The 25,870-nt window shown below is 35.0% G+C and carries 19 protein-coding genes; 8 read left to right on the forward strand and 11 right to left on the reverse strand.

Annotation, left to right across the window (positions count from 1 at the left end):
• Positions 1 to 60: 60 nt before the first annotated feature.
• Both WJN01_RS12065 and WJN01_RS12070 read left to right on the forward strand, forming a co-directional pair.
• Positions 61 to 927 (forward strand): AraC family transcriptional regulator, encoded by an 867-nt coding sequence (locus WJN01_RS12065; RefSeq protein ID WP_445197408.1) that lies wholly within the window; start codon positions 61 to 63, stop codon positions 925 to 927.
• Between the two features lie 115 nt (positions 928 to 1,042).
• Complete coding sequence (locus WJN01_RS12070; protein ID WP_445197409.1) at positions 1,043 to 1,399, forward strand: cupin domain-containing protein; 357 nt, start codon at positions 1,043 to 1,045, stop codon at positions 1,397 to 1,399.
• A gap of 158 nt (positions 1,400 to 1,557) precedes the next feature.
• On the opposite strand, the gene WJN01_RS12075 is transcribed toward WJN01_RS12070, so the two are convergent.
• The 5 genes from WJN01_RS12075 to WJN01_RS12095 form a co-directional block, all read right to left on the reverse strand.
• Positions 1,558 to 1,788: a DUF3820 family protein gene (locus WJN01_RS12075; RefSeq protein WP_445197410.1), complete on the reverse strand. Its 231-nt coding sequence runs from the start codon at positions 1,786 to 1,788 to the stop codon at positions 1,558 to 1,560.
• A 9-nt stretch (positions 1,789 to 1,797) separates the two neighbouring features.
• Positions 1,798 to 2,334: a DUF922 domain-containing protein gene (locus WJN01_RS12080; RefSeq protein WP_445197411.1), complete on the reverse strand. Its 537-nt coding sequence runs from the start codon at positions 2,332 to 2,334 to the stop codon at positions 1,798 to 1,800.
• A 40-nt stretch (positions 2,335 to 2,374) separates the two neighbouring features.
• Complete coding sequence (locus WJN01_RS12085) at positions 2,375 to 4,300, reverse strand: LysM peptidoglycan-binding domain-containing protein (RefSeq protein ID WP_445197412.1); 1,926 nt, start codon at positions 4,298 to 4,300, stop codon at positions 2,375 to 2,377.
• Between the two features lie 139 nt (positions 4,301 to 4,439).
• On the reverse strand, positions 4,440 to 5,975 hold the full coding sequence (gene guaA / locus WJN01_RS12090; RefSeq protein ID WP_445197413.1) for a glutamine-hydrolyzing GMP synthase: 1,536 nt from the start codon (positions 5,973 to 5,975) through the stop codon (positions 4,440 to 4,442).
• Between the two features lie 80 nt (positions 5,976 to 6,055).
• Entirely contained in the window at positions 6,056 to 7,426 is a 1,371-nt protein-coding gene (locus WJN01_RS12095) for a pyridoxal phosphate-dependent decarboxylase family protein (RefSeq protein ID WP_445197414.1), read from the reverse strand.
• A gap of 138 nt (positions 7,427 to 7,564) precedes the next feature.
• Between WJN01_RS12095 and WJN01_RS12100 the strand changes: the two genes are divergently transcribed.
• From WJN01_RS12100 to WJN01_RS12125, 6 genes are all read left to right on the forward strand, one after another.
• The gene (locus WJN01_RS12100) at positions 7,565 to 9,424 is read left to right on the forward strand and encodes a tetratricopeptide repeat protein (protein WP_445197415.1); all 1,860 of its coding nucleotides are present in this window, start codon (positions 7,565 to 7,567) and stop codon (positions 9,422 to 9,424) included.
• A gap of 225 nt (positions 9,425 to 9,649) precedes the next feature.
• Entirely contained in the window at positions 9,650 to 10,015 is a 366-nt protein-coding gene (locus tag WJN01_RS12105; protein ID WP_445197416.1) for a hypothetical protein, read from the forward strand.
• Positions 10,016 to 10,044: 29 nt separating this feature from the next.
• Positions 10,045 to 10,398 carry a hypothetical protein gene (locus WJN01_RS12110; RefSeq protein WP_445197417.1) on the forward strand — a complete coding sequence of 118 codons (354 nt, stop codon included), beginning with the start codon at positions 10,045 to 10,047 and terminating at the stop codon, positions 10,396 to 10,398.
• A gap of 150 nt (positions 10,399 to 10,548) precedes the next feature.
• Positions 10,549 to 12,405 carry a tetratricopeptide repeat protein gene (locus tag WJN01_RS12115; RefSeq protein ID WP_445197418.1) on the forward strand — a complete coding sequence of 619 codons (1,857 nt, stop codon included), beginning with the start codon at positions 10,549 to 10,551 and terminating at the stop codon, positions 12,403 to 12,405.
• Between the two features lie 221 nt (positions 12,406 to 12,626).
• Positions 12,627 to 12,992, forward strand: a complete 366-nt coding sequence (locus WJN01_RS12120; RefSeq protein WP_445197419.1) for a hypothetical protein — start codon at positions 12,627 to 12,629, stop codon at positions 12,990 to 12,992.
• Between the two features lie 11 nt (positions 12,993 to 13,003).
• Positions 13,004 to 13,969 (forward strand): cadherin repeat domain-containing protein, encoded by a 966-nt coding sequence (locus WJN01_RS12125; RefSeq protein WP_445197420.1) that lies wholly within the window; start codon positions 13,004 to 13,006, stop codon positions 13,967 to 13,969.
• Positions 13,970 to 14,026: 57 nt separating this feature from the next.
• Here the strand turns inward: WJN01_RS12125 and bshC are convergent, their stop codons facing one another.
• The 6 genes from bshC to WJN01_RS12155 form a co-directional block, all read right to left on the reverse strand.
• A complete protein-coding gene (bshC, locus tag WJN01_RS12130; protein ID WP_445197421.1) occupies positions 14,027 to 15,625 on the reverse strand; it encodes a bacillithiol biosynthesis cysteine-adding enzyme BshC in 1,599 nt (532 codons plus the stop codon).
• Positions 15,626 to 15,720: 95 nt separating this feature from the next.
• Entirely contained in the window at positions 15,721 to 16,434 is a 714-nt protein-coding gene (locus tag WJN01_RS12135; protein WP_445197422.1) for a hypothetical protein, read from the reverse strand.
• Positions 16,431 to 22,106 carry a T9SS type A sorting domain-containing protein gene (locus WJN01_RS12140; protein WP_445197423.1) on the reverse strand — a complete coding sequence of 1,892 codons (5,676 nt, stop codon included), beginning with the start codon at positions 22,104 to 22,106 and terminating at the stop codon, positions 16,431 to 16,433. The genes WJN01_RS12135 and WJN01_RS12140 overlap by 4 nt, the downstream gene beginning before the upstream one ends.
• Positions 22,107 to 22,114: 8 nt before the next feature.
• The gene (locus WJN01_RS12145) at positions 22,115 to 24,343 is read right to left on the reverse strand and encodes a hypothetical protein (protein WP_445197424.1); all 2,229 of its coding nucleotides are present in this window, start codon (positions 24,341 to 24,343) and stop codon (positions 22,115 to 22,117) included.
• 23 nt (positions 24,344 to 24,366) lie between these two features.
• On the reverse strand, positions 24,367 to 24,888 hold the full coding sequence (locus WJN01_RS12150) for a T9SS type A sorting domain-containing protein (protein WP_445197425.1): 522 nt from the start codon (positions 24,886 to 24,888) through the stop codon (positions 24,367 to 24,369).
• 160 nt (positions 24,889 to 25,048) lie between these two features.
• Positions 25,049 to 25,705, reverse strand: a complete 657-nt coding sequence (locus WJN01_RS12155; protein ID WP_445197426.1) for a hypothetical protein — start codon at positions 25,703 to 25,705, stop codon at positions 25,049 to 25,051.
• Positions 25,706 to 25,870 lie beyond the last annotated feature (165 nt).

Consider the following 25,870-nt stretch of genomic DNA (forward strand, 5'->3'; position numbering starts at 1 on the left):
TATCTTAAAGTTGACAACAATTTGAACCTGGGATTGTTGAAGCAAATAGAACTTGATTGAATGAATATATACGAAATACATAAATCGAATCCTGATATATTTAATCAGCTAAGTTTGAAGGACCAACTGTTCTGTTATTACGAATGCCCTCAGAAGGAAAAAATCCTTCAGTTATATTCTAATCATAATCAGTTAACCTTTACTATTAGCGGTAAACGGATTATTAAGCACGGTGATAAAAAATGGATTTTAAATGATTGCCAGGGCTTTTTGTTAAAAAGAGGTGCGTTCCATCAAGAATTACCAGATGATTTTACAGATTGGAAAGTATTGGTATTGTATTTAAAAGATAACTATTTAAAGAAAATTTTTGATGAATTTAGAACCTATCTTAAGTTAAATAATCTGCCTAAGGTGAATGTGGAAATGATTCAGCAGTTCATGCTAAACGACCAGATTCGTATTTGTTATGAGAGCCTTTTACCTTATTTTGAAAATCCACAATTATTACCTGATACTATTTTCGAAGGGAAGTTTAAGGAATTAATTTTCAACATCCTAGTACACCCTGATAATAAGCACATACTTGCATATATAAATCAAATAACAGGAGATTATGTGACACCTATTTGGGAAGTAATGGAGGCGAATTATATATATAATTTAAAGATTTCAGAATTTGCTGAGATTTCTAATCGAAGCACAAGTACTTTCAGAAGAGATTTTGAAAAACATTATGGTACTACTCCAGGGAAATGGTTAAAAATGAAAAGAATTGAAAAAGCCCGTATGCTTCTCATCAGTTCAGAAAAATCGATTGGTGATATTATTTTTAATTGTGGCTTCGAGAATGTATCTCACTTTAGCCGGATTTTTAAAGATACGTTCAATGTTTCTCCCTCCGAATATCGGAATCAAAACAAATAGTCAATTTAATTTGGATTGGATGCCAAAACAAAAAGATTGATTTTTTAAGAAAAACTCTTTGAGATATACGCATTTAACTTTGTGATGTAATTATTAATCATTAAAAATTAACATCATGAGGCATTTATTTATTTTATCATTAGTGTTTTTATGTGGCACACTTGCTGCACAAAATCAGGAAACTCCTGAATCAGGAGAAAAAGTCATTATTGATAATGACAAAATTAAAGTAATCGAACATTTTAGTTTGCCACAAGGCGATGTATGTGGATTGGGGATGCACTATCACGAACCACACTTAACGATTGTCTTAACAGATGCTAAAGTTAAGATTACCCCCGAGAATGGAGATGCTCAGGAAATTGAAGTTGAATCCGGTACATCCATTTGGTTCGGTGATGCTGATACACATGCTGTAATTAACTCAGGAGATCAACCGACAAAGATGATTTTGGTATATTTGAAGGAATAACAGCTAACAACTGTTGCCAACATTTTGTATAAGTAATGGCAGTGACAGTGGCAAACATCAAACTTTGTAACCCGCTCAAACAGCGTAACGGTTTGAAAGGAAATTACCACGCAATCTGCCATTACTCATACAATTTACCTTTAAACGAACCCAATTAATCATCCTTTCGGATATTGCTTTTGAATATTCCTAACCAAGTCTTCTAAACCGTTTAGCTTTAACTCATAAACCTGTTTAAGCATATTGCCCAATTTACCTTTTGGGAAGCCTTGATTGTGGTACCAAACCACATAATATTCCGGTAAATCAATTAAATAACGGCCTTTGTATTTACCATAGGGCATTTTGGTATGTGCCAAATCGATTAAGAATTGTTTATCGGGCAACATGCGTTATTCTTATGATTTATATTTTGCCAATTTTTGGAGCTCCGATTTTATAAAGGCAGACCACTTAGCTTGTGTTTCGTAATTTCGGGAATAGTCGGTCTCATTATCGTAAGCATTCTGAATCTCCGCAAGTTCTTTATTTATACTTTGGTGAACGCCTTTCAGCTCTCTTCTAATGTTATTTGAAACTTTTAGTTTACCAATACGTTCCCTAAATTTTCGAGCATACAATTCCGTAATATCAAAATGTAATTGTTCATGCCCCAAAACATGGTCATCAGTTTGCTCTACTTTATACCAAGATTGCTTCGGATAAAAATGGGCATGTACCTCAGAAGTAAAACTTAACACCTGATTTTTATCTGTTTGGGTAATGGAAAAACCAAAGGTTATCCCCGATGCGGTTATAGCTGCGGTGCTTTCATTATTATTGGGCTTTGATTTAAAATCTGCCCAAGATAATTTATAAGTTTCGCTCCATGATATGACAGGCTCGTCTTGCTGGAAAAATAAAAAACCACAAAATAAAAGGATGAATTTAAGCACAAGCTAAATATTGTAGAAATAAAACGACTAGCCGTTAAACTTATTGTTTTACCTCAACAATCGATAAATTATCGTACTTAACAAGGTAAACGGTATCGTTAAAGTAACCACCCAAAAGTTGCTTTTTGTACGCAAATTTATTTTCGACGTATTCCGTTAACGGTGCATTTTTAACCGACATATACAAATCGTCAGAAGACACTAAACGCAGAACGACATCCATGGTTAAATCGAATCCCTTAACGGCCTTGTTGTTGGGGGTTATATTATACATTTGGTTATATTTCTTGATGAAAACTTTGTGCTGGTTTTCGTCGTAATCTTTTGATGCCGTAGCAAAATGAAACTGCAATTTTGATAAATACGTGTTGTTTACTTGCTCGCCCTCAAAAGCTCCGTTAGCATGGGTGGTCACCAAAACAATCTCTCTGGCCTCTTCTTCCTCCGTTTTTTCTTTTCTGATTAAAGATGCCAAAACACTGGTTACATTTGATACAAAACCCGCATTTTCGGTTTCCAAAAACACAATGTTTTTTCCTGGTTTTAATGCGTTTTCAATATCTTCTCGCGTCACAAAAAACTCATCCTTACCATCTTTATTTTTTCGGGACAAAACCTGTTTCGCACGTCCAAATTCACGTTTTAATTCGTTTGAAACTTCTACATTTTTAGAATCATATACAATCAAAATGTTAGCTGCCGAAGTATCTGTCTTTACAAAATTTACAATCTTGGTTTTCAACAAGTCGTCTGATGGCCTTGACTGAAATACATTATCATATAATTTTAAATTGGTACCAATTGGTGAAAAAATTGGTGTATTATACGCTCTCAATTCTGAAGCCGCTTGTTCAAAATTCCTTGAAGTAAGTGGACCTATAACGGCATCAACATCTTCAAAATTATTTCCCTTTATAATTCTTGAAACCTCGCTTACTTCGTTTTTGGTATCGTAAACATCAACTTTTAATGAAATGCCGAGTTTTTTAAGAGAATCGACGGCCATTAAAACTCCTGAATGAAAGTCTAAAGAGGTATCTAAATAAGGATCATTTTTTATGCTTCTTTTAGTATCGGCAACCGAATCGAACCCTACTCGGTTTAACCTAAAAGGCAGCATAATGGCAATGCGCTTGGTTTTGAAATCTGAAATACTGTCAATTAAATTAACCTTATCATCCATTGATATCTGGCCAACGCCACTAGCAAGCGGAATTTTTAAAATCATACCGTCTTTTAAACCGCTTTCCTTTAATCCTGGATTCAGCACTTCAATTTCATCCTGCTCCAGACCTAATTTGAGCTTTAAACGATAAAAACCTTCTTTTGGCAAAACTTTGTAGTAACTGTATTTTTCATCTACCTCATTTTGGTCTTCGGTATCTAAATTAGGCACGTTTATAACTTCACCCACTTTTAAAACTTCGGGCATATCTGGATTCAGCGCTTCTAATTCTTGCACTGAAATTCCAAATTTGTACGCTATGCGCCATTTTCCTTCTTGAGGTAAAACTGTATAAGGTTTCGTAGTTTTTACCTCCTCAACGGTTTCGGTTATTTTGTAAATGGGTATTTGAATTTTATCCCCCTTTTTTAAGGTATTGGAATATAAAAACTTGTTATACTTTTTAATGTCATCTTCAGAAACATCATATTCTTTGGACAGGCTGTATAAAGTTTCCTTGCGTTTTGTTTTATGTTCCCTAAACCCTTGTAAGTCCTTTGTAACGGTAACTTTTGGTTTTTGCGCTTTTGAAATGGGAATAATTAGTATGGTATTAGGTTTAAGTCCATTTTTAGCATCCGGATTTAAGGAGTAAATATCAAAAGGAGTTACATAATACTTTAAAGATATTTCTTCTATGGTTTCACCCTCTTTTACCTTATGTGTGCTGAAATTTTGTGCATTTAAGGAAGTTAAACTAAACGCCAGAAACAGGACTATTACTAATAAAAATTTATTCATTTGGTTCAAAATAAAACATAAATATAACAAACGCCGCACAATTCATATATACGTTGCCTGATACTTAATGGATGATTTAATTTCATTAACAAGGCAATCATATAATGTGCCAAAAACTATTTTTGGGCTTTAAAATTGTTTATTCCCACTCAATAGTTGCCGGTGGCTTGGAGCTAATATCGTACACTACTCTATTAACGCCTTTTACCTTATTTATTATATCGTTTGATGTTTTTTGAAGGAATTCGTAAGGCAAATTCACCCAATCGGCAGTCATTCCATCGGTGCTTTCAACGGCTCTTAACGCCACACACTTTTCATAAGTACGTTCATCACCCATAACGCCAACACTATTAACAGGCAATAACATAGCAGCAGCTTGCCAAACTTTATCGTATAGCCCCCATTCCTTTAAACCATTGATAAAAATGAAATCTACTTCCTGTAAAATACGGACTTTCTCTGCAGTAATATCACCTAAAATCCTTATGCCCAATCCAGGACCAGGGAACGGATGGCGTCCCAAAAGTTCTGGGTCGATACCTAAGGTAGCACCTACACGCCTTACCTCATCTTTAAAAATTGAACGAAGCGGCTCTACTATTTTCAATTTCATAAAATCTGGCAAACCACCAACATTATGGTGACTTTTTATGGTAGCGGAAGGTCCACCAGTAGCAGAAACACTCTCAATAACATCAGGATAAATGGTTCCCTGGGCCAACCATTCTACATCTTGCAGTTTGTGGGCTTCATCATCAAAAACCTCAATGAACGCATTACCAATGGCCTTGCGTTTTTTCTCAGGATCTTCCAACCCTTTTAGCGCATCTAGAAAACGCTGTGAAGCATCAACTCCTTTAACGTTAAGCCCCATGCCTTTATATTGGTTCAATACGTTTTCAAATTCATTTTTTCGAAGCAAACCGTTGTTTACGAAAATACAGTAAAGATTATCGCCAATAGCTTTATTTAGAAGAACGGCAGCAACTGTAGAATCTACACCACCGGAAAGACCAAGAACCACTTTGCCATCTCCAACTTTATTCTGTATGGCCTCAACGGTCTCTTCAACAAAAGATTGTGGTGTCCAGTCTTGATGTAAGCCCGCAATGCTGACTAAAAAATTCTCCAATAATTGTTTACCGTCTGTTGTGTGGTAAACCTCTGGGTGAAATTGAATGGCATAAGTTTCTTCACCGTCAATTCTATATGCCGCATTTTGAACATCATGCGTACTGGCAATTAAAACGCCATTTTTCGGTAGCTTTTTTATAGTATCGCTATGGCTCATCCAAACTTGACTTCCGGTGTGAATATGAGCGAAAAAAGGCTCATTCCCTTTAATGAAGGATAAATTTGCTCGACCGTACTCACGTGTGTTTGACGGAGCTACTTCTCCACCTGAAAAATGCGCTAAATATTGTGCCCCATAGCAAACCGCCAACAAAGGTTTTTTTCCTCTAATATTGCTTAAATCTGGATGCAGGGCATCTTCACCTCTTACAGAATTTGGACTACCCGAAAGAATAACCGCCTTGTAATCTTCAATTTGCTCTGGAATTTTGTTGAATGGATGTATTTCGGAATAAATATTGAGCTCTCTAACTCTGCGTGCAATAAGTTGTGTGTATTGCGATCCGAAGTCTAAAATAAGTACCTTATCATGTTGCATGCGCAAAAATAGGAATTGATTTTTTATTGAAGCATTCGGAATTGCAATTTTTCAGGTATTTTTTTCAACAAGACTATCAACTATTTCATGGATTCCAAAATAGCCTTGATATCCTGCTTTGTGGTATCTGGGTTTATAAAACAGAAGCGAGATACTGTTTCAAAACCACCGGCTGTTTTCCATTTTGTGGGTGTTACCAAGGCAAATCCTTTTTTATGGTTTTCATAGGTCCAATGTGTATAGTCTTCAGGTTTCCAGCCTATCCTTCTATATAAAACACAAGATAGGCTTGGCTCTCTTACCAACTCAACATGAGGCATATCATCAATTAATTTTCCTGCAATTTGGGTTAATTCAATGCCTCGCTCTACGGCTTGTTTGTATTTATCTGTGCCATGCATAGCCAAAGAAAACCACAAAGGCAGCCCTCTAACACGCCGTGTTAACTGTATTTGATAATCGGTTGGGTTGAAACCATGCGCCCCTTCGTCTTTAAAAATATCTAAATAAGATCCTTCCTGTGAATGTGCCTCTTTGGCAAGTTCTGGTTTTTTATAGATTACAGCACCACAATCGTATGGTGAAAACATCCATTTATGAGGGTCTATAGTGATGCTATCAGCTCGCTCTATACCGTTGAACAAGTGTCTTACGGAATCGGCAATCAAGGCTCCTCCCCCATACGCAGCATCAACATGAAACCATAACTTTTCTTTTTCACAAACCTCAGCAATACCTGTTAAATCATCAATGATACCGGCATTGGTTGTTCCACCTGTGGCCACCACTGCAAAAAGACGCTTTCTTTGATGAAAGGTTAACCCATTAATCGTTTTTCGTAAATCATCGCCAGTTAGTTTTTCCTCACTTTCTACCAATAAAATATCCACATCGGCAACCTTAGCCATAGCTTTTATGGAAGAATGCGCCCCAATGGATGTTATAATCAAACCTTTTTCTCTTTTGTAAGTATCGTCTTTTCTCCAATACTCGCGTGCGGTAACTATGGCGGATAAATTGGCCGCAGTGCCGCCACTCGTAAAAACACCAAAAGCGCCTTCTGGCAAGCCCGTTAAGGAAACAATCCAGCGCATGGCTTCATTTTCACAAAAAATACCTCCTGCGCCCTCCATCCAATAGGCACCATGAATACTGGATGCCGAGGTTACCAAATCGAACATGATTGCAGCACGTGTTGGAGATGCAGGCACAAAAGCCAAGTGCCTGGGGTGATCAATAGATACCGTGGCTTTCATTAAATATTTTTTCCAGAGTTTAAAGGCAACTTCTCCCCCAATACCGTCTTTGGTAACCGTTTCACCAACCAACGCTTTTAGTTCTTCCTCCTTTTGAGGCTTGCCAATTTTAGTATTTGTTGCTGTGAGACGATCGATGGTATATTTCATAACATCCAAGGTCATCTCTACTAACTCGATATCTATTTTATGCATGTTTTTTTTATGTATGGACTTCTAATGTCAAAGTTAGAATATTCAAATCCAAAATGCTAAATCTAACCCAAATTATGGTCGTTTTGTATTAGACAAAATAAAAGGGTATTTTTATAAAACACTAACCCTGCCTATTACGTGAAGAAATTCATTTTGATATTGTCATTCATTCCACTATTAATTGTGGCCCAACAGAACAAAAAGATTGATAGCCTTTTGAATATATATAATCGTTTAACCAATGGCATTGACAAAGTGAACACTATGGAAAATTTGTTCCATCATTATAAATACTCTGATAAACCAAAGGCTTTACATTATGCCAATGAGGCTGTAACCCTTTCAAAACAAATTAAGTACACAAAGGGTGAAGGCTTGGGATATACTAATCTTGGATATTTTTACCGATTGGAGAAACAACCTGATTCGGCAAGGCATTATTTTAACAAGGCCATGATGACCTTAAAAGACTCCGAAAACAAAAGAAGCTTATGGCATGCCACCCACGAATTTTCTGTTTATGAAACCATACAAGGCAACTTTAAAAAAGCTTTGGAATTAGCCGATAAAGCAGAAAACATCGCAAAAGAATTAAAAAATGGCAGCTTGATTATGGAAAATGCCAGGAGAAAAGCCACGATTTATTTAGATCAAGGCGACTACAAAATGGCCATAACCGAAACGCTTCGCGCTTCAAAAATATCGGATACTTTAACACCCTACGACCCTGAAAAAAAAGCAATGGTTTTGGCTTACTTGGCTCGGATTGATATTTTACGCGGAAATTACGCTGACGCTCTAAAGCCCCTAAATGACGTACTCACCATTTACACCGATGCGGGAAACAAGCATTGGCAGGCTACCATTCTTATGGAAATAGGCAATCTTTATTGGTATATGGATGAATTGGACAAGGCATTAATCAACTATCAAAAAAGCTTGGAGATTAGTTATGAAATGAATAGGGTTCCTTTTATTTCCATGAATTTATCCAATATTGGGCTGATTCATTTAGGCAATAAAAACTACGATTTAGCCTTAAAAAATCTTTTGGAATCTGAAAGACTGGACAGTACCAGAGGCTCTACAAATAATAGAATCATAGGTTTAAATAACATCGCCACAGCTTATTTCGGCAAAAAGAATTATGCACAAGCCATACAATACCACAGTAAGGCTATTGCTTTGGCAGACTCAATAAAATCCGTAGATATTCTAAGAGATGGTTATAATGGCCGATCGAAGGCCTATGAAAAAACAGGGAATTATATCAAAGCGCTTGAAGACCAAAGGTTGTTCCAAAAAATTAATGACAGCGTGTTTAACACCACCAAGGCCAAACAAATTGACGAACTAAAAACTCAATACGAAACTGAAAAAAAAGAACAGCAAATAGTTTTACAGGAAAATGAAATTGAAATTTTGGAAAAGGAAGCCAAAATCAGCAATCTTCAAAAAATTCTTTTGGGTGGTGGCTTAACTTTGGCCCTAGTGGTTATCAGCTTTGGTTTTTATGGTTACAGGCAAAAAATAAAGCGAAATAAAGTTGAAAAAGAAAAATTAGATGCCGAATTGGCATTTAAAAAGAAAGAGCTCACCACACACGCACTACATTTGGCAAAAAAGAACGAAGTTTTAGAAAACCTAAAACAGCAAGTTAAAGCGTTAAAAACATCAGGAAAGGAAACCAAGGGATACCAACTGCTTATTAAAACCATAAATTTTGATCAGCAAGACGACAAAAATTGGGAAAACTTTACACAGTATTTTGAGCAGGTTCATAAAAACTTTAGTAAAAATGTAAAGAACAAATACCCTGAGGTTACTAAAAACGAGCTTCGGTTTATGGCTCTTTTAAAAATGAATATGTCTTCAAAAGAAATCGCAACCATATTAAACATATCTACTGATGGTGTTAAAAAAGCGAGACAGCGCTTGCGAAAAAAAATGGATTTAACGCCGCAAGATTCTCTTGAACATGCGGTTTTAGCCATTTAAACCATTATACAAAAACCTAAAAAACCCCTTTTAAATGCTGACTTTAAAAGGCGTACCCCCTTTGTACCCCCTCTAAATTTTTAATACCTAGATTACCGTTTTAAGTTTGTGTTGTCATTAAGTTGGCAAACAAGTTTTGTGGAGTCTTGCACTGGTTAAGGCTGCAGACTAAACCAGCAGCAAGCAACTCCTCAAACTAAATATTAATCCACAAAACAACACATCATGAAAACTCTTTTAAGATTAAAATTTATCGTATTGATTCTGGCATTCAATCTATCGTGTAGTACAGAAGAAGGATGCGCCAAAGACAATACTGGAACTGTCATTATTGAAAACAGCAATGCACAATACAGTCTTCATTTTTACAAAACCGCTCCAAAAGCCAGCAATTCAATCGCAGATTTGGTTGTTGAACCCCAATCTAAGGGCAGTATTAGCATCCCCGCTGGAAGTTACACAAGTGTTATTAAGTTATATACCGGAGGCTGTAATCCAGATAATAATAGATGTTGGGTGTCATGGCAATCTCTGGACAACTCAAAAGAACTCGACCTTTCAAGTTGTGAAGACCTAAACCTGAGCTATTAAGATTATACGGTAACTAAAAAATCCACAAAATGAAAATCCAGATAAAACCCTTTATAATCATTTTTGTTGCCCTTATAATGACCTCATGTATTTCAACAAAAAATTATGCTAACCGTGTAAATACTTGGAGGGGTCACGACATTAATAGTCTTATTAGCTCTTGGGGCCCACCAAGTGATATTTATGAGATGCCCAACGGCAACAAAATGTACAGCTACTTATACGTCAATAATTCTTTGGTTACCACAAAATACAATGAATGGCTTAATGAAACCTATCAAACGTCTTCGCAATCTTATTGCCAAACTTCATTTACAGCTAATGAAAATGATGTTATTGTTAGTACTACGTTTAAAGGAACTGCCTGCTATTCCTTTAAATAGCAAAACTTGTAGCACACATTTTACCCAATATAGAAAGTAAACCTCGTCAGGTTTACTTTCGTATTTTTAAAGCGAACTAAATGCAAAGCCTAATAAGTTGATTTGCACCACTGAAATTATTACTTTTATTGAAACTTGTCAATTAAAAGTATGGTACACCTTTCAAAGTTTATTGTTTTTATTCTATTAGCACCCCTGTTCTGCATCTCCCAAAACGATAAAAAAATAGATAGCCTTCTCAACGCGCTTAACAATCAACCTGAAGGCATTGAAAAAGTTAAAACCATTCAAAAACTCTACCATAACTTTAAACATAAAAACCCTGAAGAGTCATTCAACTATGCACATTTGGGATTGGATTTGTCAAAAAAAATTGGCTACAAAACTGGTATTGGGTTTGGTTATCTCAACCTAGCCTACTATTACAGGTTTGCACCAAATTTGGATTCTGCCAGGTTTTATTTTAAAAAATCAGTTAAATCACTATCCGATTACAACGATAAACCAAACCTATGGTTAGCCTTAAACGAGTATGCCGTTTTTGAGACATTACAAGGCAATTTTAAAACGGCACTTAATTTGGCGGATGAAGGTTTAAAAGTGGCCACAGAAATAAAACACGGCCCACACATGGTGGATAATTACCAAAGAAAATCCACTATATACATGGATATGGGAGATTTTAAATCGGCTATGGAAGCGTCTCTTAATGCATCACGGGTTTTGGATACGATTGTACCTGAAAACAAAATCGGGAAAGCCATAGCACTGGCGGACATTGGTCGCATTGAAATGCTAAGGGGCAATTATAATGATGCCATGAAACCTTTAACCGAATCGTTGGATGCGTTTAAAGTCTTAAATAATGAACGATGGATAGCGACCATGTACATTGAAATTGGAAATTTATATTGGTATTTGGAAGATTACGATAAATCTCTGGAAAGCTATGAACAAAGTCTGGCTTTGGGTAGAAAGATGAATCGTAATGATTATGTAGCCTCAAACCTGTCAAATATGGCAGGCATTTACTCCAAGCGCGGAGACCACAAAAAAGCGCTGGAATTACTCATGGAAAGCCATGCAATAACCCAAAAAATTGGTTCTGCAAACAATCTAATTATCAGTTTCAATGAAATAGGCGATGCGTACTTCAGAAACGGTAATTATAAAAACGCCATCACAAACCACTCTCAGGCCATTAGGCTTGCGGACTCCATGGACATCATTGATTTGCTTGAAGATGGCTACAGCAAGAGGTCTAAAGCTTATGAAAAGACAGGAAATTACATCACTGCTTTGGAAGACCAAAGGCAATATCAAATTTTTCACGACAGTATATTTAACCAAGCCACCGCCAAACAGATTGATGAATTAAAAGCCCAATACGAAAACGAAAAAAAAGAACAACAAATTTTGCTTCAGAAAAACGAAATCGACCTCTTAAAGCAAAAAGGAGAAATCGATTTTCTATATAAGGTTTTATTGGGCTTTGGACTACTATTTTCGTTAATTGGCTTTTACGCCGTTAAACAAAAACTAAAACGCAGTAAAATTGAAAAAGAAAAAGTGGACCTAGAATTGGAATACAAAAAGAAAGAACTTACCACCCATGCCTTGCACTTAGCCAAGAAAAATGAAGTTTTGGAAGATTTAAAACAAAAAGCGCAAGCATTTAAAGATTCCGAAAACAGTATTAAAGGTTACAATCAATTAATTAGGACCATTAATTTTGACCTTAAGGACGATAACAATTGGGAAAATTTCAGCAAGTATTTTCAAGAGGTCCATAAAGATTTCAACAGCAACGTAAAACAAAAATTCCCAGATGTTACGCCAAACGAATTGCGATTAATGTCCTTATTAAAAATGAATTTATCTTCCAAAGAAATAGCGAGCATTCTGAATATTTCCCAAGAAGGCATAAAAAAAGCGCGCTACAGACTTCGAAAAAAACTAGATATTTCCACAGAAGATTCACTCAAAGACCTAGTATTCAGTCTTTAAAAGCGCTTCTTATTTAGCGTCCACCATTTGTCCACTGCCTTTAAAATTACTGTCCACGGGTTGTCCACTTTCATCATTAAAACACTTAAAAACAATACATTAAGTTTGTTAAGTCATTAATTTGACCATACAGTTTTGTGGTGTCTTGCACTGGTTTAACTGCAGATAAAACCAGTGGCAAGCGCTACAAAAACTTATCATTAACCACAAAACAATGTATTATGAAAAATTTACGGAAATTAATTCTGATTGCAACTCTTATTGCATTCAATATGTCGTGCAGTACTGAAGAAGGTTGCGCCAAGGACAATACCGGAACGGTAATTATTGAGAACGCAAACACGCAATACAGTCTTCACTTTTACAAAAGTAGCCCGAAGGCTAGCAACACACCAGGCGATTTAGTTGTTGAACCAAAAAGCAAAGGAAACATTGACTTATCCGCAGGTAGCTATACGACACATATAAAATTATTTACTGGTGGCTGTAACGACGATGGGTCTAGATGTTGGGTTTCTTGGTCGGTTTTGGATGATAACAAAGTATTAGATCTTTCAAGCTGTGAAGACTTAAACCTAACTTTTTAAAATCAAAAATCATGAAAACACAAAACTATTTATTCAAAACATATCTGCTAAGCATTTTCATTTTAATAGCTTCTTGCAGCAAAGACGATAATTCCTTTAAGCCCAGTGCATCAAATATTAACGAAACCCTAGATGAATACCCTACAAATGGCACAACCGTTGGCACGGTCACAACAAACCTCTCGGGTACATTAATTTATAGTATAGTTACAGAATCTGTACCAAATGCGTTTTCTATTAATAGTACAACTGGCTTAGTAACCGTTAAGGAAAGTTCTGTTTTTGACTTTGAAACCGCCCCAACTTTAACTGCAACGGTTACAGTAACCAATTCTTCAGAAGTCGCTACTTCTACAGTAAGCGTAACTTTAAACAATATTGACGATATAGCATATTTTTTAACTACATCAAAACAAGATTATTTAGATGCCAGTAATAATGAATGGGTAAAAATAACTGAAGAAGAATACAATATGCTAGCCAACGTGTTAAATAATGTCACAAAAAATGGAACTACGGCTGAGCAATTTGATTATTCAAACTCAATATTTGGTGTTGGCCTTAATGGCAATAGCAACATAACAATAGCTAATGACAATGATGTTATAATCCCACAAAACAGTTATTGTTTTGCATTTAAATACTATGCTGCAAATGGCCCGACAGCAAATGTATCCTATGTAAAAATGTCCGAGACAACTTCAATATCCGGCTATGAAAATCTGGGAAGTGAGCTACCTATTATTACAATAACCGGATATCATTTCTTTCTTTTAAAGGGCAATAACACGCCCACAACTGAAGTAAGCTATTTAGGCGTTTTTACAAATCTATCCTTAGGTTATAAAATTATTGACACCCCAACGGATTATTATTATTCATTTAGCGATGCTACAGATCTTACTACAAAAGGAGGCACCAATTCTGCATTAATCATGTACCAAGGCCTAAGTAGTACCCAAAAACAATGGGATTAAGTTTTTTTTAATTGTTAGTTTAGTTAAAAGGCTATGTGAAAACATAGTCTTTTTTTATTAAGTCAAAATTGAAAACTCCGCTTTTAAGGGATCAAGTCTTTCAATAAGATTAGAAATAAGAGCTTCCCCATATTCTAAATAGAATTCTGAAAAATTGGCATTTCGTTCCTGCAAGCCTCCATTTGGGAACAGTTCGTTTTGTAGTTCCACCATTCTAGAAACCTCATCGGACAATTTTCTTTTTTGTGCTTTAAGCAAACGTTTTTCAAGATTTTCAAGTCCCTTGATCTGCTTGACTTCCTGTGCCTTAACAGCACCTAAAAAAGACTTATCGGTTTGCTCTGCCAGCTTGTACAAATCTTCAAACTGCTGTTTTAAATGATTCATTTGAGGTGAAAAATCAATGTCTATATTTGATATTTCCCTAACTTTTTTATTGATAAAAGCATCGCGTTTTAAAAAAATATCTTCATCTGAAATATGCAGTTTTTTTAGTTTCTTGGATTGTCTTTCAGATTGGATTAAAACAGAATTTCGAAGCAACAACATTGGAAATGGTACATTTACCTCATCGAAAAATGCTTTGAGTTGAAACCAGTAGGCCAGCTCACCACCACCGCCAATGTAACATAAATTGGGCAAAATGACCTCTTGATACAACGGGCGCATAATCACATTTGGAGAAAATCGTTCAGGAAATTCATTGAGATGTTTAAGCATGTTGCTCTTGCTCCATGAATGGTTAGTGTTTAAAACTTTATAAACACCATCTTCAAAAACAATACGCTCGCGCAAGCCGTCATTTATATAGAACAGATTGATTTCACGAGGGTTTACTTGTATTTTGTAATTTTCGGGTAAATTGTTAAGCCGTTTATTCGTTTCAGAAACCAATTTAAAAGATGTTTGCTTCTGAAGTTCTTGTTCCATAAATGGTACAAATTCTTTTTTAAGCGCTGCATTGTTGGCATCGATAATTACCAATCCGTAGTCCTTAAACAATTCATTGGCCAAATATTGGGTAGCCTCTGCTAAATCATCATGTTTTATATAAGATGATTTAAATAGTTCTTTTAAAATTTGGGCATTTTTGCTTACGCCCAAATCTTGCGAAAACAAATCTAGAACAGCTTCCAGTCCATCAGTTGCAAGCTGTCCAACCGCACCGCTGGCGTCTTTGTTCCACCTCACTTTTTTCCCTTTAAAATTGAAGTAATTGATTTCTTCAAAATCGTGGTCTTCCGTGGCCATCCAATAAACTGGCACAAAATCATAATTGGGATATTCATCTTTCAATTCTTTTGAAAGGTTGATAGCCGAAACAATTTTATAGAGGAAGTAAAGCGGACCTGTGAATAAATTTAGCTGATGACCGGTGGTGATTGTAAATGTTGTTTCTGATTTTAAACGTTCAATATTTTGTAGTGTATTTTTTGACGTTTCAAGGTTTTGGTATTGTTTTTTAAGAGATTCAACCAAAACACTTCGAGATTCATTTTTGAACGACAGCTCTTTCTCCTCAATTTGAAGTTTAAAATTTTCAATTTTAGGAAAGCGATTATAAAACAGATTTAACTGAGACTTTTCGTCTAAATAATCACAAATTAAAGATGAAAAGTAACCTGTTTTATAAAACGGTATGAAGTTTTGCTGCATGTTCTAATAAAAATCATGTAAATATACAGCTATTCTGTTTTTTGAAATCCAAAAATTACGTTAAGAGTTATTAGAACTGTAAAAACCGAATCGTGCTATAAAACCTTAAACTGAAAGATGCCAGAATCGGAAGTGTTGCCGAAAGAATCTTTGGTAATAACCTTCCAATAGTAAATTGTTCCCGAAAACACTGAAACACTGACTTCAGTTGTGGTAATATCTGAAGAATGGGCATTTGGGTTTTCCGCGGTTCCAAAATGAACATCATAACCAACAATATCGTCATCCACATCGTTTCCAGTCCATTTTAAAGTTACAGTGGTAGTTCCCGAAGGAAAAGAAGTTGCCATTAACGGGGCTTCAATTACAGCTGGAAAAGGCGCATACGATTGTACCCCAGGGCCAGCATTATAAAATTGCCAGACTTCACTTTTTTCAGTTTTTGAACTCGAAACGGACTCTATATACCATGAATAAGGTGTGGCTCGATCTAGAATTACAGGAATAATATCAGCAACCGTTTCATCCTGAATTATGTTACCATTTGATAAGTTTTCAACCGTTATTTTATAATTATCTGATCCATTGGCTTCCCATTCAAAATAGACCGTACTGTGCGTTGGTGTTATGTCTTCTCCTAAATTGCACAACATGTTTTCTTGTGGAAAATAGAGTTTAACTCCTATTCTATTTATGCCTTGATTTCCTTCGCCATCCGGGTTTTCACCCAAATCGCCACCGTCGTTCGAGGATTTGCTACAGCCAAAAATCAAAAAGAACAAACAAAGAATGGTTATAACTTTTTTCATTTTTTCACAATTTTAAATGTTCTGAATGATGAACCTGCTTCAACTACAACCGAATAAAAACCTTCTGCCCATTGGCTAGTATCAATTTGAATATTTCGAGTGTTTTCATCAAGAGTCTTATGGGAGTAAACCAATTGACCGAGGTACGAAAATACATTTACTTTAACCTCTTCTTTTGCACTTCCTAAATAAACATCCACCTTATTTTGAAACGGATTGGGATAAACCTGCGCATAATCAGAGAAAAACAGACTTTCTTCGTAAATACCTTGACAATCAATATCTGTACTTATTTTTAAAGTGTTCTCTCCATGTTTTAAATTTAAGGTCAAAGATGCATCGTTTGTGGTGAATTCAAATTCATTAAATTTAATGTTGAAACTGGTGCTTCCGTACATATCTAAAGACACTTTTCCGCCGTCAGTGCTTTTACTGGATATTACTTCCAAGGGGTCGGGCTGACTAATTACCGCGGTATAGCATTGTTCAAAATCTGGCCATTCCTCCATAGTAATACACAGTTGGTACGTGCCAGCTAATAAATTCAAAATATCTATTTCATTGGTAAAATGATAAGTTTTTGAAAAATTCGCTTTAGTTAATGTTGCCGTATAATTATAATACTCTAGAGTGCTGATATTGATTTTACCATCGTTATTATTTAGACAGGTTTCTCCAGTAATAAGGATAGCAAAATTATTATTTGGCAATTCTAAAATGGGGCAACCAAATAAATCTACCGTATAACCAAATGGCGTATTCGGGCATTGATCATCTATATTGGCCACACCATCATTATCGGCGTCATCACAAATGATTTGGTAGTTTGCAGTTGCGTCCTTAAACCAATTATCATATGTACCACTAGTATTTGATATTACCTCAAAAGGATCATCTACCAAAATGCATCTTAAATCTGGATTATTTGTAGCCGTAAATTTTACCAGTTTTTCGTTTGCTCCGTTTTGGAGATTAAGTTTGTCTTGAATAAATGCATTTGAGTGGCATGTAAGCTCAATTAAGTTTGGGTTTGAAGTAACATCCAACTCAACCAATTGATTGTTTGAACAAACCAACTTTTTCAAACCTATCAAAAGACCGAGATTTATAGATGTTAAAACATTATTTGAAACATTTAAATCTAGTATATCAATATTTGAATCCAAATTAATTTGAGCCAACATATTGCCTGAGGTATTAAGTTGTTTTAGGTTTACAAACAATGAAACATCTAAATTAAACAACATATTATTGGATGCATTTAAGTTTTCCAAAAGAATATTATTGTTTAAATTAACATTTGCAATTTGATTTCCTTCAAAAATCAATGTTTTTAGTTTTACAAAATCTTCAATCCCTGTCAAATCTGAAATGTTTTGTGCACTAACATCTAGATAAGAAATCACACTTATATTTGACGTTTGCACGTAATCATCTAAATCACCTGAATCATAACCAAGGTTTATTAAAGCGGTTTCAAAGGCATCATCCGGAACATAAGTTTCTCCAAAATGGCAATTTATAGCAAATTGTGTTGTGACATCTTTTAGCCAGGTAACACCAGATGGCACAGTTCCACTATCTGTTTCAATGCAGGTTAAGTCAGTATTATTTAGTGCATTCAAATTGCTAAGGCTAGCATTTTGTCCATTTTTAATATTTAATGTTTCTAGCAAGTTATTTGCACAACTCAAACTTGTTAACGATTCATTTGACCTAAAATCTAAATCGACCAATTGATTGGAATCACAATTAAAAACTTGCAAAAACAAAATATCGCCAGGTATAAATTGTAAAAAGCTGTTATTGGAAATATTGAGATTTACCAAATCAACATTGCTCGTTAAATCAAGAGAACTCAGGGAATTATTTGAGCAATTAATGTTTGTTAATAATACATTATTGGAAACATCTAAATTGGTTAAGCCATTATTTGAACAATCAAGTTCAATTAAATTTTCATTTTGGTTTATGTTGATTTCAACCAATGAGTTATTTGAGCAATTCAAGTTTTGCAGGGCTGCAAAATCTTCTATACCCGTTAAATCCATAATGGCATTTGAGTTTACATCCAACAAAACGACAACTGCAATAACAGATGTTGCCACATAATCATCCAATGGCCCAGCATCGTACCCCAAGTTAATAAGTGTCTGTTCAAAATTATCATCAGGAACGTATGTTTCACCAATACGGCAATTAATACTGTATTGGGCCGTGGTATCCTTTTGCCATTCGGCACCTATATTGTTTACATCGTCTACCTGAATACATTTTAAAACTGGATTAGAACTTCCATTAAACATTGAAATATTGGCATTTATGCCGTTTTGAATGTTTATGGATTGCAATTGGTTATTCGCCACATTAATCATAATTTCATTCGAACAAAAATCTTGGGAATTTAAATCTAAAGGACAGATACCCGTGCCCATGGTGCTTAAATCTAGATTAGCCTCAAGCAAATTATTACTACAGTTTAGTATTTTGAGTTGATTTAAATCGTTTGCCAAAACAATGACCGACAAAATGTTATTACTGACATTGATTTCAATTAAATCGGAATTATTGCTAACATCTAAAGTGCTCAATTGATTATTTGTACATGATAAATATCTTAACAATGTTGCTCCATCGAGTGAAAGTTGACTTATTTCATTAAAGTTGCAATTTAAATTCAACAATTGGGCATTAGTAGTTAAATCAAGTTGTGATAGCTGGTTTTGCGCCACAAACAATTGCATCAAATTAGTATTGCTTACCAAGTTCAAATTAGAAATTTCATTATTGGTAATATTGAGAATTTCAAGAGCAACATTTGAATTTGTATTTAACTGTGTTAAACTATTCGACCCCGCATTGATTTCCACCAACGATAGATAATTATTAACCTGCAAGTTGGTCATATCATTATTGGCGCAACTTAGTTTTGTTAAAGTGGTATTGGTTGAAGTTGCAGCAATGAGATTAGAAATGTCATTATTGTTGCAATTCACTTCTTCTAGAAAAACATTATTGGTAATATTTAAAACCGATAGCTTATTATTGGAACAATCAAGTAGTTTTAACAGACTATTTCCAGAAATATTCAAAACGCTTAAATTGTTGTCGGCACAGTCCAACTCCTCTAAATTGATATTTAATGAAGTATCTAAATCGGCTAATTTATTGCTTGAGCAAAACAACTTTTTTAAACTAACAGTTCCTGTGGTGTTGAGTAACCCAGCTGTATTCGAAATATTATTAGTTAAAAAATAATTTGAACTACAGTACAGCTCTTCCAAATTTACCATGCCACTAATATCCAAATCACTCAGGTAATTATTGCTACAATCTAAACTCGTCAACGATACAAAATCCTGAATTCCTTCCAAACTTTGTATTTGTTTATTATTGACATTTAAATTCAAAATATGCTCAATATTTGAGGTTAAAACCTGATTATCCAAAGGACCAGAATCCAAACCTAAATCAATTAAAGCCTGTTCAAAATTGTCATCTGGTATTGTTGTGAATCTATTGTTTTCACAATCGACATTATACGTTGCAATGGCATCCTTTTGCCAACTACCAGGAATATTTCCAATAATTGCATCATCCACATTTATACAAAACAAACTTGGATTATTTGTTGCATTAAAAACCGATAAATTGACATTGGCCCCATTTTTAATATTCAATGTAAAAAGTGCATTATTATTACATAGTAATTCTGAAAGCGAGGTGTTTGAAGCAAAATTCAAATATTCAATTTGATTATTTGAACAGTTTAAAATTTGTAGAGCCACATTGTCGCTTAAATCTAAAACAGACAGGGTGTTATTGGAACAATTTAAGGTTTGAAGTGCTAGAAAATCCTCTATTCCTGTTAAATCTGTGATGCCCAAACCAGAAACATCCAGTATCGTTAGTGCGTTAATATCGGCAGTTGGCACAAAATTGTTAAGTGTTCCATCTGAATCAATGTTCAAATCAATTAAAGCTTGCTCAAAATTATCGTCAGGAACATAAGTTCCACAAATTAAATTATAGCTTGCCGAAACATCCTTTAGCCAGCCAGCCGCTGCATTGGCATTTGCAATATTATCTACTTGAATGCAAAATAAATTGGCATTATTCATCGCATTAAAAGCTGTTATGGTATTGTTAGTCCCATTCTGTACATTCAATGAAAACAAACTATTATCGTTGCAAATAAAACTTACCAATGACGCATTGACACTGATATCCAAGACTTCAATTTGGTTGAAGGAACAATCTAAACTGACCAACAAAACATTATTTGCAATATCTAAATTTGTCAATGAGTTATTGGCACAATTTAGATTGGTAAGCGCCACATTATTTCTTAAATCCAAATTGGAAATAGAATTATTTGAACAATCAACTATTTGTAAGACCAAATTGGAACTCAAATTTAAGCTCGACAGCGTATTATTTGAAACATTAATTTGTAACAGCCCTGTATTGTTCGAAAAATCAATGTATTCTATTTGGTTCATGCTGCAATCCAATGTTTCTAAATCAACAAAATCTTCAATGCCCGATAAACTTGAAATAGATTTATTTGTTATATCTAAACTGGCCAAGCCATTTATATTTGCAGTTAGCACAAAATTATCCAACACGTTATCGTAACCTAAATCAATTAACGCCTGTTCAAAATTATCGTCAGGAACATAGGTAAAAATATCTGCACATGTTGTTTCTGAATAATATGTCCAATCATCTTTAATCCATGCTAAGGGAGGCGAATAGCTGGCATCAACCTGTATACAATACAAATCTGGATTATCCTCTGAATTAAAAGTTGAAATCAAGTCATTAAACCCATTGGAAATATTTAATGTCACCAATTGGTTTTTGGAAACATTTATGGAACCCGAACCTTGACAAACCGTTGCAGGGTCAGTTTGGGGATCTGGACAAGACTCGATATTAATAAGACTTAGGTCTAAAATTGACAATAAGTTGTTTGATGCATTAAGGTTTTTTAGAGATGCATTATTTAACAAATTTAAATCTGCTATTTGGTTTGATGCACAAAATAAGCTTTCCAATTTGTAATGAACGCTAACATCTAATCCCGTTAACCTATTGTTTGAAACATTCAGAAAAGATATGTTCGTGTTGTTGCTTATATTCAGTTGCATTAATTGGTTAGCAGAACAGGTTAAACTTTTTAACGCCGAAAGATTGCTCAGATCTAAAACTTGTATTTGATTATCAGAACAATTAAGAGTTTCTAAACCAGTATTATTAGCCAACGAAAGACCAACCAATGCATTTGAACCACATAATAGCGAGGTCAAATTTGTATTATTGGAAACATCAACGTTAGTCAAGTCATTATTACTACAAATAAGTGTTTCTAAACTCGTGAAAGCTGCTATTCCAGTAATATTCGATATATTTTGATTACTGACGTCAAGTGTAATTACATTATCTATACTTGATGTTAAAACCGTTCCATTACCGTTAACGCCATCTCCCATACTTGATGCATCACCAACACTAACCAAGGCTCCATCAGCTGTATGGGTTTCTAGATAATTTTCAAAATTAACATCAGGAATGCTTGTTGTTTGTGCCACCAAAAATGGCACAAACAACAATGTGCCTATAAAAGAGAATAGAATATGCCTAGCGATGATTGATTTATTAAAATTCATAGCTAAGTTTAGTGTTTTTCTTTTAACTCAATTTTTTTATGATAGTGTAACTGTCTGTCTAGTCTTGTTTTTATTTTGTTAAAGAGCATATTTTTAAATGCGGGGTCTTCATTAATCTTTTTCCAAAGAACATGGTTTTCAACATCAACACCATTGGCACTCATCTGTTCCTGTGCCATGGCAAGCCCTTTCTCAAAATCATCTTTGGTAACTTCCCAATAAACAATTTTACCATGATCTGTATCTACTACTTCATAATCTCTACCATCAAAATTATTTATAACCAATTCATCCAAATTTTGATTGGAAAAACTCTTACCCTGTTTTAAGTTGGATAGTATATTATGGATTTCATCTATTTGACTTTTTAATTCATTTATTTCCTCAGCTTGTTCTTTTACCTTTTGTTCGAGCTGAATTACAATACTGTTATTGTCATTTTTATTTAATCCAACGGCAACATTTACCAAATTAAAACCAAATGTTTTACTGCTTTTTTCCCACGCAACGCCAACGATGTTAGCTATATCCTCCGATTTTATTTTTAAGGATGAAACTGCAACACCAATTCCATCGTTTTTACCACTTGGCAAGATATAATCACCAATATTTACATTGCCAAATACTTTAACTGGAACTTGACCCATAAAAGCTACTTTTTCAAAATCGTCTTCTCTATTGGCTGGTGGCATATTTCCCAGCACAATTGGCTTGAAAGAAACCACCATTACTCGCTCTGCATTTTGGGTATTCTTAGAAATTTTACCTCCTATAACACCAACAATATCACCATATGTAACCGTTTCATTTTTGTCCGCTCTTTGCAAATATTCAGCATAATCTCCGGCACCTGAAGCATATGTTACCCCTTGATAAAAATCTTTGTTACTGTCATATCTTGTTTGATTATCTTCAGCCCTACCAATTGCAAAAGCTTGAAAAACAGCCTGTGCCGTAGCTGAAATTAGCTCAACACCGGCAAAAGCAATATCTGCTGGACCGGGGGAAGCCAAACAACCTCCCAATCCAACACAAGCTCTAAAATCAGATGAAGCCTTAATAAGCTGTGCTCCGGCAATAATTTCATTTGCAAGTGCAAAGCCATAATCAAGATATGCATCATAAATATCATAATCCAATGAGGATTGATCAAACAAATAATCTGCATTATTTTCATACTCACTAGGTATTTCCCCTTCTATTCTTCCCCATTGACCTAAACCGTCCCAGAAGGAAACAAAATTGTTTCCGTTTCTTCTGCTGCCATTTACTTTAATTGCAATCCCTTGGGTACTTCCTTCAACCAAAAGCGGATAATTACCCATACTTCTACCAGGGTCATTTTGTGCTTGTGGAACTCCATCTGCATTATTGGCATAGGTAATGGCAGCTGTATGAACCGTTGACCTTAAAACAATTTGTTGGGTTGATTCAACTTCAAGAGTCCCGAAAAGGTTTGTAGACTGATTTACTACTAAATTAGTTGCTTCCAAATCTGCAAAAGAGGCCTGTCCTGTTGCTTCAAAATCGGAAACGGTGGTTTTTCCCAATACATCCAATGTTCCATTTAAAGTTGTTGGCGCATTAACATCAATTGCTCCAGGGACACCAACGTTTAATGCGCCTGTTAAATTAGTATTACTTTGGTTATTTACATCTAAGGAGCCATTTAAATTAGTAGTTCCATCAACCGTTAAATCTCCTGTTAAATTAGCCTCATTGCCACCATCTATCAAAAGGGTACTGTTTAAGGTTGTTGGACCATTTACGGTCAATTCTCTGTTTAAAAAGGTATCATCATCAACATCCAATGTTCCTGTGGCTGTTATGTTTCTGTGATAGGCATAAGGCGCGAAAGTAAGCTGTTCCCTGCTCATATCAACAAAATTGCTACCACCTTCAAAATCTATTTCTACCTTTAAATCCTTAGATGTGCCGTCCCAACTAATGGTTTCAAAATAGTCATGTTCAACAGCGCCAATAATTAAATTCACACGACCGAATTCGTCTGTAGTTGTGGTTTGGATTTCTTGAAATTCAACTTGATTGCCTGAATCGAATATGGTAAACCGAATGGCCACATCTGTAACTGGCAAATAATTGCCTTCAGAATCTACACCTGGTAATTCCAGCACATCTGGCCCGATAATGACGGCTTGATAAGTAATGCCGTCGGTTTGTGCCATCAACTTTAAAGAGAATAATAGAAATAATCCTAGAGTAAGTATATGTTTCATAGCTGATTGAATTTTAAATAATTTTATTTTTTGATGAGTTTTGCGTTGAACAACTTATCATCGCTCATAACCTTTAAGAGGTATGAACCACTGGAGATATCCACAAGATTTAAATTTATTTTTTGTGAGGGTTTAAATTCCTTTGAATACACGAGCTTTCCAGCCACATCAAAAACGAGAACGGAAACATCCTTTTTTATGTCCTGAGAAAAAGTGACATCAACCGATTCCTCAAAAGGGTTTGGATAAACATGGGCGACTAAATTATTGTTTCTAGATATGGGCACTACCTTGATATTGTTCAACGGTTGTTGGTATCCTTGCCGTAGCGCAAAACCATTACCATAATGCGTTCCAATAACACTACTTTGGCCAATGCTTTGGCTTACTTTATAGTTTCCTTTTTGTGTTGAAACAACGCGGGATGAGCCACCAGCACCCAAATTCGACCTAACGATGGTATATGATTTAGAATCAGAGTTGGTTTGCCCCTGAATTGAAAAGACAAAACTGAAAATAAACGCTAAGGGTAAAAATATTTTCATTCTTTAATTTTCTTTGTGTTATTAGGGTTTTGGTTCTAAAACTAAAATTAGCATATTTCTGCCTATTGTAATAGCTTGTCCTATGTTTGTCCACCTTTAAAATCGGGTTTTAAGCACAATTCCTTTAAAAATTAATAAAGCCCCGTCAAAAAAACTGTTGTTATAGTCTGGGATCAAAATCACAATAACAGTTTGGCAGGTTAATTATGAACCCTATGCCAAATTCATGGACATTTAAATTTAATTTTTCGGCATTTTCGCCACTGCTTATTAAAACCGACCTGCCAAAATTGTAACCCACATAAATAGCCGTATTATTTGATATAGGATACTGCAAGGCAACCCCTCCCCTAAAAAACAAAATGTTATTGTTGAATTCTTCTTCACCAACCAGATTGTACACATCGTTATTTATGGTTTGGTTTCCTCTAACCAAAAATTCTGAAGCCAATGAACCTTTTGCAAAAAATGAAAGATTCCTGATTTGAAACAATTGTAAATCCAAACTAGCGCTAAGACCAAGATAACTTACATCCCAAGCAAAATAATTATCCACACTGCTTTCACTACCTATCGCCCCATAATTGTTGTAGGACAAACCCAAACCTAAAAACAACGATTTTTGGTTGTTTAAAACATGCCTATAGCCCATACCAAAGTGGGTTTTAGACCTAGAAAGCAAATTGTCTAGAGGCTGTCCTTGGGAATTTTTATAGTCAAATACTGAAATCGTGGAACCAGATTCCATGTAAAGCTGTTGGGCATAACACGAAATACCAAATAAAAAAATAAAGCTTAGCAGTAGTTTTCTCATCATTTGTAATTCAATTTACCTAAATTATAACTCCCTTTAGCAATCTTTTCTCTTTTAAAACAATATCTATATGCTCATAAAAGATAATTCTATAATTTGTTTCTAATGGAAAAGCGGTTGGTACAGTTGCCAAAAGTGAAGCTATGGGTTAATTTCATTTTAAGGTCA

Origin of the sequence: Tamlana sedimenti (assembly GCF_038148895.1) — a bacterium.
In the GTDB taxonomy this organism is placed as follows: Bacteria; Bacteroidota; Bacteroidia; order Flavobacteriales; family Flavobacteriaceae; genus Tamlana.